This window comes from Microcoleus sp. Pol8_D6 (genome assembly GCF_036700965.1).
Lineage (GTDB): Bacteria > Cyanobacteriota > Cyanobacteriia > Cyanobacteriales > Microcoleaceae > Microcoleus.
On record NZ_JAUBPW010000020.1, the window covers coordinates 44,016 to 59,696 of the forward strand.

Annotated in this window: 10 protein-coding genes; 4 read left to right on the forward strand and 6 right to left on the reverse strand. The window is 46.8% G+C overall.

Annotation, left to right across the window (positions count from 1 at the left end; all coding sequences use genetic code 11):
- Window positions 1-93: 93 nt before the first annotated feature.
- The 4 genes from QUA10_RS10745 to gatB form a co-directional block, all read right to left on the reverse strand.
- A complete protein-coding gene (locus QUA10_RS10745; RefSeq protein WP_333080224.1) occupies window positions 94-732 on the reverse strand; it encodes a Uma2 family endonuclease in 639 nt (212 codons plus the stop codon).
- A gap of 80 nt (window positions 733-812) precedes the next feature.
- On the reverse strand, window positions 813-1,388 hold the full coding sequence (locus QUA10_RS10750; RefSeq protein WP_333080223.1) for a Uma2 family endonuclease: 576 nt from the start codon (window positions 1,386-1,388) through the stop codon (window positions 813-815).
- Window positions 1,389-1,431: 43 nt separating this feature from the next.
- Complete coding sequence (locus QUA10_RS10755) at window positions 1,432-2,598, reverse strand: pentapeptide repeat-containing protein (RefSeq protein ID WP_333080221.1); 1,167 nt, start codon at window positions 2,596-2,598, stop codon at window positions 1,432-1,434.
- Window positions 2,599-3,202: 604 nt separating this feature from the next.
- Entirely contained in the window at window positions 3,203-4,705 is a 1,503-nt protein-coding gene (gatB, locus tag QUA10_RS10760; protein WP_333080220.1) for an Asp-tRNA(Asn)/Glu-tRNA(Gln) amidotransferase subunit GatB, read from the reverse strand.
- Between the two features lie 542 nt (window positions 4,706-5,247).
- Here gatB and QUA10_RS10765 point away from each other — a divergent pair.
- From QUA10_RS10765 to QUA10_RS10775, 3 genes are all read left to right on the forward strand, one after another.
- Window positions 5,248-8,523: a PAS domain S-box protein gene (locus QUA10_RS10765; RefSeq protein ID WP_333080218.1), complete on the forward strand. Its 3,276-nt coding sequence runs from the start codon at window positions 5,248-5,250 to the stop codon at window positions 8,521-8,523.
- Between the two features lie 397 nt (window positions 8,524-8,920).
- A complete protein-coding gene (locus QUA10_RS10770; RefSeq protein ID WP_333086241.1) occupies window positions 8,921-12,094 on the forward strand; it encodes an EAL domain-containing protein in 3,174 nt (1,057 codons plus the stop codon).
- Between the two features lie 546 nt (window positions 12,095-12,640).
- On the forward strand, window positions 12,641-14,230 hold the full coding sequence (locus QUA10_RS10775; RefSeq protein WP_333080216.1) for a glycoside hydrolase family 57 protein: 1,590 nt from the start codon (window positions 12,641-12,643) through the stop codon (window positions 14,228-14,230).
- Window positions 14,231-14,575: 345 nt separating this feature from the next.
- Here the strand turns inward: QUA10_RS10775 and QUA10_RS10780 are convergent, their stop codons facing one another.
- Window positions 14,576-14,821: a type II toxin-antitoxin system PemK/MazF family toxin gene (locus tag QUA10_RS10780; protein ID WP_333080215.1), complete on the reverse strand. Its 246-nt coding sequence runs from the start codon at window positions 14,819-14,821 to the stop codon at window positions 14,576-14,578.
- Window positions 14,806-15,000, reverse strand: a complete 195-nt coding sequence (locus QUA10_RS10785) for a hypothetical protein (RefSeq protein WP_333080214.1) — start codon at window positions 14,998-15,000, stop codon at window positions 14,806-14,808. Before QUA10_RS10785 ends, QUA10_RS10780 begins: the two co-directional genes overlap by 16 nt.
- Before the next feature lie 246 nt (window positions 15,001-15,246).
- On the opposite strand from QUA10_RS10785, the gene QUA10_RS10790 reads away from it, so the two are divergent.
- Window positions 15,247-15,381, forward strand: a complete 135-nt coding sequence (locus QUA10_RS10790) for a hypothetical protein (RefSeq protein ID WP_333080212.1) — start codon at window positions 15,247-15,249, stop codon at window positions 15,379-15,381.
- The last annotated feature ends 300 nt before the right edge of the window (window positions 15,382-15,681 follow it).

The following is a 15,681-nucleotide window of genomic DNA, read 5'->3' on the forward strand; positions in this document are numbered from 1 at the left end:
TTGATATTTAAATTAGTTTATCATCTCTATTTTATCACAATACAGCTTTTTTTGTGGACACAATTGTAAATTTTGTTTAATTTTATCCGCAACTCATTGGTTTTGCTGAATTTGGCTTTTTACCCAATTCCGAAATGCTTTTACTAATTCCAAATAGTCCATTGTTTCTGCTTGTTCCAAAAATCTAACAATCTCTAATATAGGTAAGCTGGGAAATGCTAAACTGATCTCGCCCTCAACGTATTCTCCATTATCTAATCTGTTGATTCTGAGTCGCGATCCATTATAAATCCAAACTTCCGGCACTCCCAGATCCGCATAAATCTGCAAACTATTTTCGGAACGACTGGTAATATCAATTTCTACCACTAAATCCGGCGGCGGATCTTGAGTCAGGTCGATTCTTTTTTTGCCTTTAACTGCACTAATATTCTGGATGTAAAAACATTCATTCGGTTCTACACCGCTAAGTTCAGGACGTTTGAAAGTTGTGGAACCAAGGGGCTCAATTCTCACCTCTAATTCTTCCGCTAAGGTTTCAACAAATCGACCTATTATTGTTTTGAAACGTTCGTGTTCGGGAGAAGGTACCCTAATTTCAAGATTGCCGCGATTATATGTCAGTCGAATTTGCCGATCGCCGATTTCGGCTAGCAAAGCTTCGTAGGTTTGCCAACTGATACCCGATAGCTCGACAATTTGTTCAGGTGGAGCGAGAGTTTTAGCTGTCATAGTGCTACTTTGCTGAAGAGTTCGTAGGCGCAAGCTGAGGCGTAGCCATCGCACTTTTGCATTATATCATCGAAGGAAGCCTAGGCTGGAAATACCAAAGACAAATCCAGAGATAGCTCGGAAAAATCAGGAATTACCACCGTCTGATTTGGCAAAACAACTCGTTGCAATTGATAACTATAACTTCCGTTTTGTTTCTGATAAGGTTCGCTGTGCATTTCCAGTTCATTATCAACCAAATTAAATATCCAATAATTAGAAATCCCAGTCTCAGCATAGAGAGACAGCTTGGTTGTGCGATCGTACTTCAACGTATAATCGGAAACCTCAATTACCAACAAAATATCAGCAGGCTCCGGGTGAGAAGATAAATAACGATCGGCTCGATTGCGGGCAATAACAGCATCAGGCTCTGGTGCGCTATCATCTGTCAAAATAATGGGTTCTTGACCGCGCACGATCGCTCGTTTTCCCACCAGCGCGTACAATTCTCCTAACAGCAGCGAATTACAAACAGAGTGAAGCCTACCTTTAGCAGCCATAATGATAATTTCTCCGCGAATCAATTCAACTCGCTCATCGGGAGCGAAAAATCCCAGTTCTCCCAAACGGTGATATTCGGCGATCGAGAATCGTTTTGCAGTTACGGCAGTCATAGCTTTTCTTACCCTCTACAATTACCAATATTTCCCATTAATTCTACTCAAAAATCCCGCCCCGTGCCATCAATTCAACTTTCAGGGCTTCCGAAATTCCGACACAACCATAAAAATTCGCATTTTTAACCACCGTATTTTTCAAATCAGCGCGGCTCAAATCAGCACCTTTTAAATTCGCACCACTCAAATTAACACCGCTTAAATCAGCATTCTTGAAATCAGTATTTGTCAAATTTGCATTTACTAAAATCGCATTCGGTAAATAAGCACTGCTCAAATTTGCGCCGGTTAAATTTGCACCGCTCAAATTCGCACGGGGCAGCTTTGTCCGCAAATCAGCACCGCTCAAATTGGCGCTGCTGAGTTCAGCATCCCGCAAATTAGCATTACACAAATTAGCATCAATTAAAATAGCAGCGCTCAGCAAAGCACCGCTGAGATCTGCCAAAGTCAAATCTGCCCCTCGAAGGTTGGTTTCGCGCAAATCAGCACCGTTAAAATCAGCGTAGTGCAAGTCAAAACCGCTTAAATTAGCCCCAGCAAAATCCTCAATCGGATTCAAACCAACTGTTTCTGCAAGTTGTACAAAACTCTTATTTTTATCAATTAAAAACAGTTCCCGGACGATCGCCAATTGCTGCTGTCGGTAATCGTCTGCCTTCTCGTAATCTGCTAAATACTTATAAGCAAGCTTCAAATACTTGAGGGCATTGCGCTCAATGCGATCGTCCTTGCAGGCGCGCGCGATCGACAACTGCTCGTGATAGCATTCGATCGCACCAGGCAAATCTCCATTAGCATCGTAAGCTAGCGCCAAATTGCCCAAAGTTTCCAACTCCGAGCGCCCGTCGCCAGTGTCCCGCGCGATCGCCAAACGCTGTTGCTGGTAATTAATAGCACCAGAAAAATCCTCAAGAGCACAGCAAGCATTGCCCAGATTTCCCAAAGCATTAGCCTCGCCCCGGCGATCCCCAATTTCCCGCGCTAACGCCAAATGCTGCTGGTAGCAGTCGATCGCCTGAGCATAATTTCCCAGCGCTTCGTAAGCTACGCCCATATTACCCAGCGCCGCACCCGATCGGCGCTTATCGTTCATTGAGCGATACAGCGCCAGCGCTTCCTGCCAAGAACCAAGCGCCGCCTCAAATTGCCGTGCCTGATATTGCGAAATCCCCTGCTTGATTAGCTCGCTAGCTTGTTCGCTCATAATGTCAAAATTAGTTAATAACTAAAGTTGATATTAATCGACTCAAAGCGGTAATTGCTAATCGGTAATCAGTAATCGGGAATCGGTATGACCAACCCCCCTCTCCCCATCCGTATTTTCACGTCCGTGAAAAAAAAAGACCAAAAAAAGAGAGAGCTACCTAAGTAACTCTCTCTGCCATCAGGGTGCATCTACATAACACAATATAACATGATAGGGATGAGGGGTGTCACCCCCAAACGTGAAGATGTTGTAAAGAAATGTAGATTAATTATAAAGTTACGATCCAGGGATCGCAGCGAGTTCAGGAAAAACCGATCGCCCGCCGCTGTATCCGCTACACGCTCCCCTTAACGCAGGGCTGTTTCCTTCTGCGTAGGGGCCGTGCCCCCGTGCCGACCCTCTTGGTCTGATCTGCCGATCGAATCGTCTAGGTCGGGGGTAGGCACGGGGGGGTAGGCACGGGGGGTAGGCACGGGGGGGTAGGCATGGGGGGGTAGGCACGGGGGGGTAGGCACGGGGGGGTAGGCACGGGGGCACTACCCCTACAGAGTCAAAATTCATGTTTTTGGTGAGAATGAAACAGCCCTGCCTTAATAATTGCTTAGCTTGGGCCGTTAAGCTTCGCCACCAGCAGCTCATTCGTCAGTTTGGGATCGGCGCGGCCGCCCGTTTCCTTCATCACCTTGCCGACAAAAAAGCCCAGCAGCTTAGTTTTACCGGCTCTGTACTGTTCCAGCTCCTTGGGATTGGCTGCCAACACGGCATCGATCGCCTGATCGATCGCCCCAGTATCCGAAATTTGAATCAAACCCTTGCTTTCAACAAACTTCTGAGGCGAACCACCGTTTGCCAGCAACTCCGGCAAAATATCCTTAGCGATTTTGCCACTGATCGTACCGGCCTCAATTAGCCCCAGCAGTTCGGCTAAATCCTGCGGTTGGAAAGGAATTTCTGCGATCGCCAGCTTTTCATTTTTCAGATAAGCAGTAATATCGCCCATCACCCAATTGGCAGCTTGTTTAGCCACAGCACCGGCGGCGATCGATTTTTCAAAATACTCTGCCACCGCTTTGTCATCAGTCAGCACCCGCGCGTCGTAGGGAGAAAGACCGAGCTCAGTTTCGTAGCGATTGCGCTTCATTGCCGGCAATTCCGGCAGTTGAGCTTGCCAATCCTGCAATTGCTCGGCCGAAACTTTGATCGGAGGCAAATCCGGTTCCGGGAAATACCGATAATCGCTCGCACCTTCCTTAACCCGCATACTGAAAGTACACTGCTTGTTTTCATCCCAAAGCCGGGTTTCTTGGATGATGGTTTCGCCATTTTCCACAGCTTGAATTTGCCGCTCGATCTCATAATCGATCGCCCGTTCGATCGCATTAAAAGAGTTCATATTTTTAATTTCCACCTTCGTGCCAAACTCTTTTCTGCCCACGGGGCGAACCGAAATATTCACGTCGCACCGGAGCGAACCTTCCTGCATATTCCCGTCGCCAACACCGATGTAGCGCACGATCCGGCGCAATTCTTGACCGTATTCGGCAGCTTCCGCGCCCGATCGCAAATCCGGTTCCGAAACAATTTCGATTAGAGGCACACCAGCGCGGTTGTAATCCACCATTGAATAAGTTGAACCGCTGAGCCGATCGCTACCGCCGTGAACCAATTTTCCGGCATCTTCCTCCATGTGCAAGCGAGTAATCCCGATTTTTTTTCTAGTAGAATTTCCCGTCTCATCCACGAGTTCAATTTCTAGCCAACCGTTAGTAGCGATCGGCAAATCGAACTGAGAAATTTGATAATTTTTCGGCAAATCGGGATAGAAATATTGCTTACGGTCAAACTTACTGTAAGGTGCGATTTCGCAGTTGAGAGCCAGCCCTGCTTTCACCGCATACTCCAGCACTTTTTGATTTAATACGGGCAAAACTCCCGGCATTCCCATACAAATTGGGTCAATGTTAGTATTTGGGGCATTGCCAAATTCTGTAGAAGAACTGGAGAAAATTTTAGTATTGGTACTTAATTGACAATGAGTTTCGAGGCCGATAATGGCTTCGTACTGAGTTCGGTTTTTTATCGAAGAGGGTGCAGAAGCAGTCATAAGCAATTTAAAAGACTGAATAACTTTAGATTTTATTTTAGCTTTTTATTGACCAAAGTGATTGGAGAGTATTTGGAGGTAGCGGCGGTTTCATTGGTGTCAACAAGCGTGTCAAACCCTGAGTTCGGCAGGTTTAAACCCCTGACCGACTTGGGGAAAGCGTGTTTAGTTGAGACAAATGGGGATCTGCATAGGCAACGCCCTGCTACAGATTCGCGCTCGACCCAAGCCCGCAGCCACGCCGCTCTCCTTTTGATCGCCCCCAAACAACAACTCTGTGCAAAAATATACTTAGGGCCAGCTCCTGCCCGCACCCTTCCCTTACCCAGGAGAGTTTTAGATCCATCCACCACAATTGCTGATCAATCTACACCCCAAATCCTTTTACTGGCAGTATTTAATAACGCGCGCCGCCTCCAATGATCGGCTCCACGCACAGACTAAAAATTAAAAATGTATAATTTAACAGGAAATTACATATTTTTATTTTTTAAGCTTTAATTTAGAATTCTCAAAGTAACACTTGCCTAAGTGTCAAAACTATGCCTGAAATTCCAGTTGAAAGTGCCAAACTGTTTCAGAACAGCATCACTGAGCTAGAGCAGGCGGAATTAGCCCTCGAACTCGCTTGGAACGAACTCGAAAAACAAACAGCAGAAACCATTGCTCACCTTGCCAACGCCGGCTCAGCAAACACACAGGAAATTAGCGATCGCTTGACCGAGGCTAAGCAACTCCGCCAGCAACTTCAAACTCAAATAAAAAAAGCCAACTCGCAGCGGGAATTTCATCTAGAAAACTTACCAATGGCAGTTGTAGAGTGGGACAAAGAATTTCGGGTAGTGCGGTGGTCGCCAATGGCAGAACAAATATTTGGCTGGAGTGCAGCAGAAGTAATTGGCAAATACTGGCACGAATGGTCAATAGTTTATCAAGAAGACTTCGAGGAAGTGTGCGCCGTCACAAATAAACTGTTACACAGCAGAGAAACCCGCAACGTTTGCCGCAACCGCAACTATACCAAAGATGGCTCGATAATTTACTGCGAATGGTACAATTCTGCACTCATCGATGAATCGGGAACAGTAGTTTCAATTCTCTCTTTTGCCAGAGACATAACCGAGTTCCAGCGCGCTCAAGAAGAACTGCATCGGCGCGAACAAGCTTTCAGCGCCATCGCCGAAAATGCGACCGATATTATCGCCCGGTTCGATCGCCAACTACGCCTCCTTTATATCAACCCAGCAGTAGAATCAACTATTGGAAAAAATGCCGAAAAATTGATTGGTAAAACCAACCAAGAATCAGGAATACCACCGCAATTGTGCAACCTGTGGGATGAGGCTTTTATGAAAGTTTTTGGTAGCGGCAAACAAGAGACTATAGAATTTGACTTTCCCACTTCCGAGGGAATAAAATATTACCACTGTCGAGTCATTCCCGAGTTTGCTGAAGACAATTCAGTAGAAACAGTTTTATCCATCTCCCGCGACATCACAGAACTAAAACAAGTCGAAGATCAGTTACGACAAAGCGAATCCAAATTTAAAGCCATAGTTGATTCTAATATGATCGGCTTAATTTTTTGGGATCTTGACGGCCGCATTATAGATGCCAACGCCGCTTTTTTAACCACGGTAAATTATACGCGGGACGAGCTGCTTGCCGGAAGAGTTAACTGGCAAGAAATGACACCACCAGAATACGTGAGTATAGATACAGAAAAAGTTGCAGAACTGAAGGAGAGAAATACGGTTGTTCCCTTTGAGAAAGAATTTATACGCTCCGACGGTAGCCGCGTTCCGGTGATGTTGGGTAGCACATTTTTAGAACAAACGCAACAGTTTGGCGTCAGTTTTGTGCTAGACTTAAGCGACCGTAAGCAGGCAGAATGGGAACTGCAAAAACATCAAGAACTTTTAGAAAGCATTCTGAAAACAATCCCCAACTTTCTTTACATCTACGATGCAGTAGAAAACAAAAATATTTATGCAAATGAATCTGTCACAGCCATACTCGGCTACACTCCTAAAGAATGGCAAGATTTCGGTATAGATGCTGTCGCTAACTTAGTTCATCCCGAGGATCTGTTAAAGCTAATTACAGGTATGGATCGACTAAAACACAGCAGCAATCCCTATGAAACCGATGACAGAGACTACAGAATAAAACACAAAAATGGGGAATGGCGCTGGGTGCACGATCGCTCTACAATCTTCAAAAGAACGCCCGACGGACAAATGAGGCAAATTATCGGTTCCGTACTCGACATCAGCGATCGCAAACAAGCCGAAGAATCATTAAAACAGCAAAAAGAACTGCTGCAAACTATCTTCGACAACGTGCCGATCATGCTCGCTTTCTTAGATAAAAATGGTCAAATAAACTGGGTCAACAGCCACTGGGAACAAGTGCTAGGCTGGAGTTTGGCAGAAATCAAAAACCGTGATATCTTGGCAGAATTTTATCCGCAGCCAGAATACCGTCAATATGTTTGGGATGAAATCCAAGCAGCAAATCAGAAGTGGAGCGACTTCAAAACACAAGTTAGAGACGGGCGAATTATCGACACTTCTTGGGCAAATGTTCGTCTTTCAGACGGCAGTTGTATCGGCATTGGTCAAGATATCACCGAACGCAAACGAGTAGAATTTAAACTCAAAGAACTCAACGAAACTTTAGAAGCTCAAGTCGCTCAGCGTACCGCAGAATTAGAGACTTTTTTTGATGCTTTACCCGATCACATTTTTGTGGTAGATCGCGAGAATATGCGACTGTCTTTTGTTAACCAATCGGTTGCCCAAACTGCTGGATTAAATAGCAGGAAAGAGATGCAGGGCAAAACGATTTTTGAATGTTTTTCCCCAGGCAGAGCTGCACAATTCTGTAGGGAAAATTCGCAGGTATTTGAAACAGGCGAAACTATGCACTTGCAGGATAAATTTGTGATGGCTGGCGAGACGACTTACTACGATACTTTTAAAATTCCCCTCCGAAATATAGACGGCAAGGTTTATGCTTTAATTGGCACTTCTCGCGATATCACTGAGTTGGTAGAGACAAAACAAGCTTTGTCAGAACGCACAGAGCAATTAGAAGCTGCCAATCAAGAATTAGAATCTTTTTCTTACTCAGTTTCCCACGACTTGCGCGCACCTTTGCGACACATTTCAGGTTTTGTAGAAGCGTTGAAACAGCGGCTAGAATTAACTGAGGCTTTGAGCGATCGCAAAATAGTTCACTATATGGAAATAATTGAAGACAGCAGCGAAAAAATGAGCCTGTTGATTGACGGTTTGCTCGCCCTGTCGCGGGTGAGTCGCACCGAGTTGAGGCAAATTCCGATCGATCTGAGCCGTTTGGTACAAAATGCGATTAAATTGACTAAACCCCCAACCGTCGCAGATCCGGCCCAAACTCCCCACAGCGTTGAATTTGCCGTCGGAGATTTGCCGACAGTAATGGGAGATCCAACCTTGCTGCAACAAGTGTTCAGCAACTTGATTAGCAACGCCGTCAAGTTCAGCCGCGGACGCACTCCGGCTACAATAGTTATTGAGGGTTTACCGGATGGGACGATTTTTGTCAAGGATAACGGGGTGGGTTTTCCGATGGAATATGCCGATCGCCTGTTTGGAGCCTTTCAGAGGCTGCACTCCCAGAGAGAATTTGAAGGTACGGGCATCGGTTTGGCGATCGTCCAGCGGATTATTCACCGCCACGGCGGCACGGTTTGGGCCGAAAGCCTACCTAGTCAAGGAGCCACGTTTTACTTTAAACTAGCGCAAACAATCTCAAACGGTAATATAGATTCATAAGTTAAGTGTATAAGAGTTTTAAATTTTGAATTTAAAACTCTTATACACTTAAATAAGTCACAATCGGTGAGAGCATCCGAATTGTGGTGTGACAGAAGTGTTCAGTGTCAGGGATGGAAGCGAAATATCTAGGCTTGGCGGTGCACGATGCTCGTACTCCTAAAAAACGCTCTTTTAAAAATTGGGATGATCCCCAATGGGTTCGGTCAGCCCTCGACGGCCGATGCTAAATAAAGGTCTTGCGAGTAGAGTATATAATTGATTTTGCTAAAAATATCGAGATAAAATTAATAACCAAACTCAGTCTAAAAAATTACTAGCAAAAACACGAATAACCAATTGAAAACCTCCCCAATACCTTATGTTAGATATAAATCAGACCAACTATCTACTAAAAATGGTAGCGGAATCAACATTGAAATTGTTGATTATCGAAGACATGGCAGAAGATATGGAATTAATAGTGCTCGCCTTAGAAGCGGGGGGGGTAAATTTTAAGTGCGACATGGCAGAAACAGCAACAGAGTGCAGAAAACTGCTGGAGAATTGCAAGTACGATGCTGTACTCTCAGATTACCGCCTCCCAGGCTTCAACGGTTTAGAAGTGTTGAAATTAATGCAGGAATTAGGGCAAGACATACCCTTGATTTTAGTAACGGGAAGTTTGGGAGAAGAAGCGGCAGTTGAGTGCCTCAAAGCCGGAATGACTGATTACGTATTAAAAGGGCGGCTGTTTAGGTTGCCAACAGTCTTAGAACGATCGCTCCAAGAATACAAAATGCGGCGCCAGCAACAAGAAGCGATCACCCAAATTCAGCGGCAAGCTCAGCGAGAAGCGATCGTCAACCGCATCCTCCAAGCCATGCGCTTCACCCTTGTACTCGACGAAGTGCTGCAAACCACAGCAGATCAACTGCACGAAGCTCTCGAAATCACCGCCTGCGCCATCTTGCAGCCAGATGCTGAAGGCGGAATCAGAGTTCGCTACATCAGCAAAGCATCGAACAGAGAACGGTTCGTCGGGCTAAATTGCAAAGTGGCCGAGCACTACCGATCCGATCTCGCGGCTGGGGAAACCCTGATCATCGACGAGTTATCGACACTGTGCCCCTCGCTGCAAGAATCAGCACAGTTGGTAGGGTTTCGCTCCGTCGCGATCGCCCCACTGCTCTACCAGCGGTCATTTTTGGGAGGAATTAGCCTCTATCAGTGCGATCGGGCGCGCTCTTGGAGCGCCGAAGAACTGTCGCTACTCAAAGCCATAGCCGATCAGTGCGCGATCGCGATCCACCAAGCCGAACTCTACCAACAAGCCCAAACCGAACTTGCAGAACGCAAGCGCGCCGAAGCAGCAGTCTGCGGCATCCAGCAGCAGCTAGCCACAATGGCAGCCAACATTCCTGGCTCAGTCTACCGCACCGTGCTGCATTCCGATGGCACAATCTCCATGCCATACATCAGTCCGGGCGTGCGCGAAGTTACTGGGTTCGGAGCCGAAGAAGTGATTTCGCACCCGGAACTCTTGACCGAAATCATCCATCCAGAGGACAAAAGCTTGTCAGACAGCCTCGTAGCAGCATCGAGAGCGAGTCTTTTGCCATGCGATCGCCAGTACCGCATCGTTCTAAGATCTGGGGAGGTCAAGTGGGTGCAAGACAGCGCTAAATTTTCCAAAAACGAACACGGCGACGTAATTATAGACGGAGTAGCCCTCGACATCAGCGATCGCAAACAAGCAGAATCAGCACTGCGCCAAAGCGAACAGCGATTTCGCTCGCTGATTGAAAACGCCACAGACATCACGATCATTCTCGACGCCGAAGGAATCTTCCGCTACATCAGCCCTTCCGTCAAGCGAATTTTAGGATACGCGCCCCACCAGGCGATCGGCCGCAGCGCCTTAGAAATAGTTCACCCCGACGACAGCGCCACGATCACCGAAACCCTCCACAAAGCCATTAAAAACCCCAAAAGAAGCCAGTGCCCAGTTGAGTACCGAGTCCGCCACCGCAACGGTTCCTGGTGTTATGTAGAAGCTGTAGCCACCAACTTGCTGTACGATCCCGCAGTCAAGGGAATCGTGATTAACTGTCACGACATCACTCAGCGCAAACTCGCCGAAGAACAACTGCTGCACGATGCTTTTCACGACGCCCTCACCGGATTGCCCAACCGATCGCTATTTACTGATCGGCTCGAACACGCTCTGAGGATGGCAAAACGGCGCAAAGACTACTTGTTTGCCGTGCTGTTTCTCGATTTAGATAGATTTAAAGTAGTCAACGATTCCCTCGGCCACGCCATCGGCGATCAACTGCTAGTATCGATCGCGCGGCGTCTGGAAGCTTGTCTGAGGGTCGGAGATACAGTGGCCCGCCTTGGAGGAGACGAGTTTGTGCTGTTGTTAGAAGACATCGAGGGCATCAATGAAGCTACCACCATTGTCAACCGTCTGCAAAAGAAAATCACCTCCCCTATCCTTCTAGACGGACACGAAGTATTTATCACCGCCAGCATCGGCATAGCTTTGAGTTCTGGCGAATACGTGGAACCGACAACCCTGCTGCGCGACGCCGACACAGCAATGTACCGCGCCAAAGAACTCGGCAGATCCCGACACGAAGTTTTCAACAGTTCCATGCACGCCCACGCTTTGCGGCTATTGCAGCTAGAAAACGACCTGCGGCGGGCGATCGAATCAATTAGAGAGCCGGCTAGAGAAGAAGACTTTCCCCCATCCCCCGCATCAGCCTTACCTCCCTTATCCCCAGCGCCCCAGTTTATTATTCACTACCAGCCGATCGTGTCGATCGCCAATAACACAATTACCAGTTTTGAGGCACTAGTGCGCTGGCAGCATCCAGAACGCGGCTTAGTTTCCCCCGGCGAATTCATCACCATCGCCGAAGAAACCGGCTTGATCGTACCCCTCGGCCGCTGGGTACTTCGCACAGCTTGCCACCAAATCCGCCAGTGGCAGCAGCTATTTCCCAGCCACCCCCCGTTGAGCGTTAGCGTCAACATTTCTGTCAAACAGTTTTCTCAGCCAGATTTAATCGAATACATCGATCGAGTTCTCGCAGAAACTCACCTCGACGGCAGCAGTTTAAAACTAGAAATTACCGAAAGTGTACTCATAGAAAATTCCGACTCAGTAACAGCAATGCTGGTGCAGCTTAGAACCCGAAACATAGACTTGTGCATTGACGATTTCGGCACCGGCTATTCCTCGCTCTCCTACCTGCACCGCTTCCCCACCAATACCTTAAAAATAGACCGCTCTTTTGTTAGCAGGATGGGAGGTGAGTTCGATTTCAGTAAAGGAGGCATTGACCCGACAGAAATTGTGCGGTCGATCGTTACTTTGTCCCACAATTTAGGCATGGATGTAGTAGCTGAAGGAGTCGAAGAAGCCTCGCAACTATCTATACTAAAAGGGTTAAAATGTGAGTACGCCCAGGGATTCTTTTTCTCAAAGCCAGTAGACTCTCAAACAGCAGCAACCCTAATCCGACAGCAAGCAGAAAATCAGAATTTGCTGACATTTAGTTTGTTAGAGAAAGGCCATTAAACAAACACGGCATTTTGTGAGTCCCGTTTCAGCATAAAATCTTAAAATATTTTAAAGCTGTGCCTAACTGGCGTCAGTTAATAACTACGGCATCCAAATCAATGTCAATGACCCCGGTCTCTAGATACGCTTCTTGCTTCGGGCCTAAGACTTAAACCATAGTTGACCAGAGGCGTACCTGCGTACTACGTTAACGGTAAGAGTTAAAGGCCTACCAGGGAATGCTCTCGCTAGTTCCTTGCCAAGCGAAATTTAGGATTAAACAGACTTATTGGGTTAAATCAGTTTCCTAGATATAGTATCGGCCCTTAACTAAGGTGCAAGCTAACATTACCCCTCTCATAGAGGCTCATAAAGGAGCGAACATTATGCGATTGCCGGTTGCGACGTTGGATGTGGTAATTGTCCCACTGAAAGTACATTACAAAAGTACACTCCCATCTAGCAATCCCCGTGTAATGGAAAGATTCACGGCGGTTGAAACCGCCTAGCCGTTTCCCTCTCAGGTCTAAAGACACGCTCGTTTCCCACTTACCAAATTTTTTTATGACTATTGGCTACCTAGCACTCGTTCTCCACGCCCACTTGCCCTTTGTCCGCCACCCCGAAAGCGACTACGTTTTAGAAGAAGAATGGCTGTTTGAGGCGATCGCGGAAACCTACATTCCCCTGCTGCAAGTCTTTGAAGGGCTCAAGCGCGACGGCATCGACTTTAAAATTACCATGAGCATGACGCCGCCCTTGGTTGCCATGCTGCGCGACCCCTTGCTGCAAGACCGCTTCGACGACCACTTGGCTAAACTCGAAGAATTAGCGGATCTCGAAATCGAGCACAATAGCGGAAATGGTCACCTCCGCTATTTGGCAGAACATTACGCCGCCCATTTCTCTCAAGTCCGCAACTTTTGGGAAAAGTACGATCGAGATTTAGTCAAAGCCTTCAAAGAACACCAAGACACCAACAACCTCGAAATCATCACCTGCGGTGCCACCCACGGGTATTTACCGCTGATGAAAATGTACCCCGAAGCAGTTTGGGCACAAATTCAAGTAGCTTGCGACAACTACGAAGCAAACTTCGGCCGCCGACCAAAAGGCATTTGGCTGCCCGAATGCGCCTACTATGAAGGCTTAGAACGGATGTTAGCCGACGCAGGCCTCCGCTACTTTCTCACAGACGGTCACGGCATCCTCTACGCCCGCCCGCGTCCCCGCTACGGCAGCTACGCCCCAATTTTCACCGAATGCGGAGTCGCAGCCTTCGGTCGGGATCACGAATCCTCGCAGCAGGTTTGGTCTTCGGAAGTCGGCTATCCAGGGGCCGCCGAATACCGCGAATTCTACAAAGATTTGGGCTGGGAAGCTGACTACGATTACATTAAGCCCTACATCATGCCCAACGGCCAGCGGAAAAATACCGGGATTAAATATCACAAAATCACCGGTCGCGGATTGGGTTTAGGCGATAAACAGTTGTACGATCCTTACTGGGCAAGGGAAAAAGCAGCCGAACACGCCAGCAACTTTGCTTTTAACCGGGAACGGCAAGTCGAGCACCTGAACGGGATTATGCAGCGTCCGCCGATTATTGTTTCACCTTACGACGCCGAACTTTTCGGTCACTGGTGGTACGAAGGGCCTTGGTTCTTAGATTACCTGTTCCGCAAGAGTTGGTACGACCAAAATACTTACGAGATGACGCACTTAGCCGATTATTTGCGGGGAAATCGGACTCAGCAAGTTTGTCGCCCGTCGCAGTCTAGCTGGGGTTTCCGGGGTTTCCACGAGTATTGGTTGAATGAGACGAATGCTTGGATTTACCCGCATTTGCACAAGGCTGCAGAACGGATGATTGAGTTGGGAAGTATGGAACCGGAAGATGAGTTGCAATATCGTGCTTTGAACCAGGCGGCGCGGGAAGTGCTGCTAGCTCAATCTTCTGACTGGGCATTTATCATGCGTACAGGGACGATGGTGCCCTATGCAGTGCGGCGGACTCGATCGCACTTAATGCGCTTTCACAAGCTTTACGATGAAGTGAAAGAAGGGAAAGTTGATTCGGGTTGGTTGGAGAAGGTTGAGGAGATTGATAATATTTTCCCTGAAATTAACTATCGCGTTTATCGATCGCTTTAAGCCTCGTTTCCCCTTTCATCCTGTCCCCCCAGCCCTGCTTAAGGAAGGGACAGGATGTTAATTAAAATTATAGGTGATGGGGTGATCGCCATTAGTGGAATGAGAAGGGCGATCTTTGGTTGAGAGTGTGAGTGCGATCGCATTTTTAGTGTGAAAAGGTTGATCGCACTTTATCTCTTTTTCTCAACGCGCGGGCGATCGCACAACACCATGTAGTCAAACAGCATTTTGAGCTGAGGAACGCTTGACAATAGAGAATTACTGGTGAAGAATTTTAACTATCTTGGCGATCGCCTCGTTCAACTTCTCAGGTTTAAGCTTACCAGCTTTATAAAGTATAATTTCTCAATCAGCGGTAAACAAGCGATTAGGTCTAATGTTGCTCGTTTGGTTAAGTCCGCCCTCGCTAAAATCACTACTTTCAAGGGTAATAGCATAGCGATCGGCGAGCGTCTGGCTAGTAATCTGACAAAGAATTAGATCGTCTCCTGCCAAAGTTGCTATGACTAAAGCCGGTCGGCGCTTGGCTTGTGTTAAATCTGAAAATGGGAAAGGAACAACTATCACATCACCTTTTACAAATTCTGCCATGCTTCATCCTCCTCTAATCTTAACCAGTCTTTTTGCAAAGAAGATTCACTGATCAGGCTTGCTTCTAACTTATCTTTATCATACTTGGCTTTGATAAATTGCAGAAAATTCCAAACTTCTTCTAATATAAATTCTGGGATATTATCCACTTCTTTAATGAGCAATTCTTTAGCGTTCATGTCATTTACCTATAAAGACATAGTAACTGTTAATCTATGATAGCATCCTTGAGATTAGCAGCGCTCAGTTGCGATCGCTCCCCATCTTCATGACCGACGGACAACAGCAAGCAGCCCGCCAAATTCCGGCTGACGCTCAATCCATCCTCGCTTAGCTACCAGATCGCATCCGCATTGCCCTCATTACCCGCGCGGCGGCTATTGAGTATCCCATCGAAGCTGTCGTTGAAATGGCGATCGCACTTTATGTCTTTTTCTCAACGCGCAGGCTATCGCTCTTTTTGGCCTGAAAATGGCTATCGCCGATGCCAGCAAATAGCCAGCGAATTAGAAAGAAAGCTACCAGAATTCACTCAAATAGAAGCGGAACCAAATCGATAAATTTAACTCGCGAAGTTAAAGCAATTGTTAGTTTAAATCAGAACTCCAATATTTGATTGTGCTAAATAATTGCAGCATTTGCCAGGATACAGCTATACTGTTGATATTAATGCGAAAAATTATATCGAAAGTAATCCTAAAATCAAAACTTTTTCCATTGAAGGCGGCAACTGGTGTTTTTGCCGAAGTTCCTGAGTTTGTGATCGCGCAAATATAAAACCCAAGTTGAAAAATTCTTAAACGACCTGATTGCTACTGAAGATTTGTTCCAGCAGACAACATCCACAATTTGCCGGATGT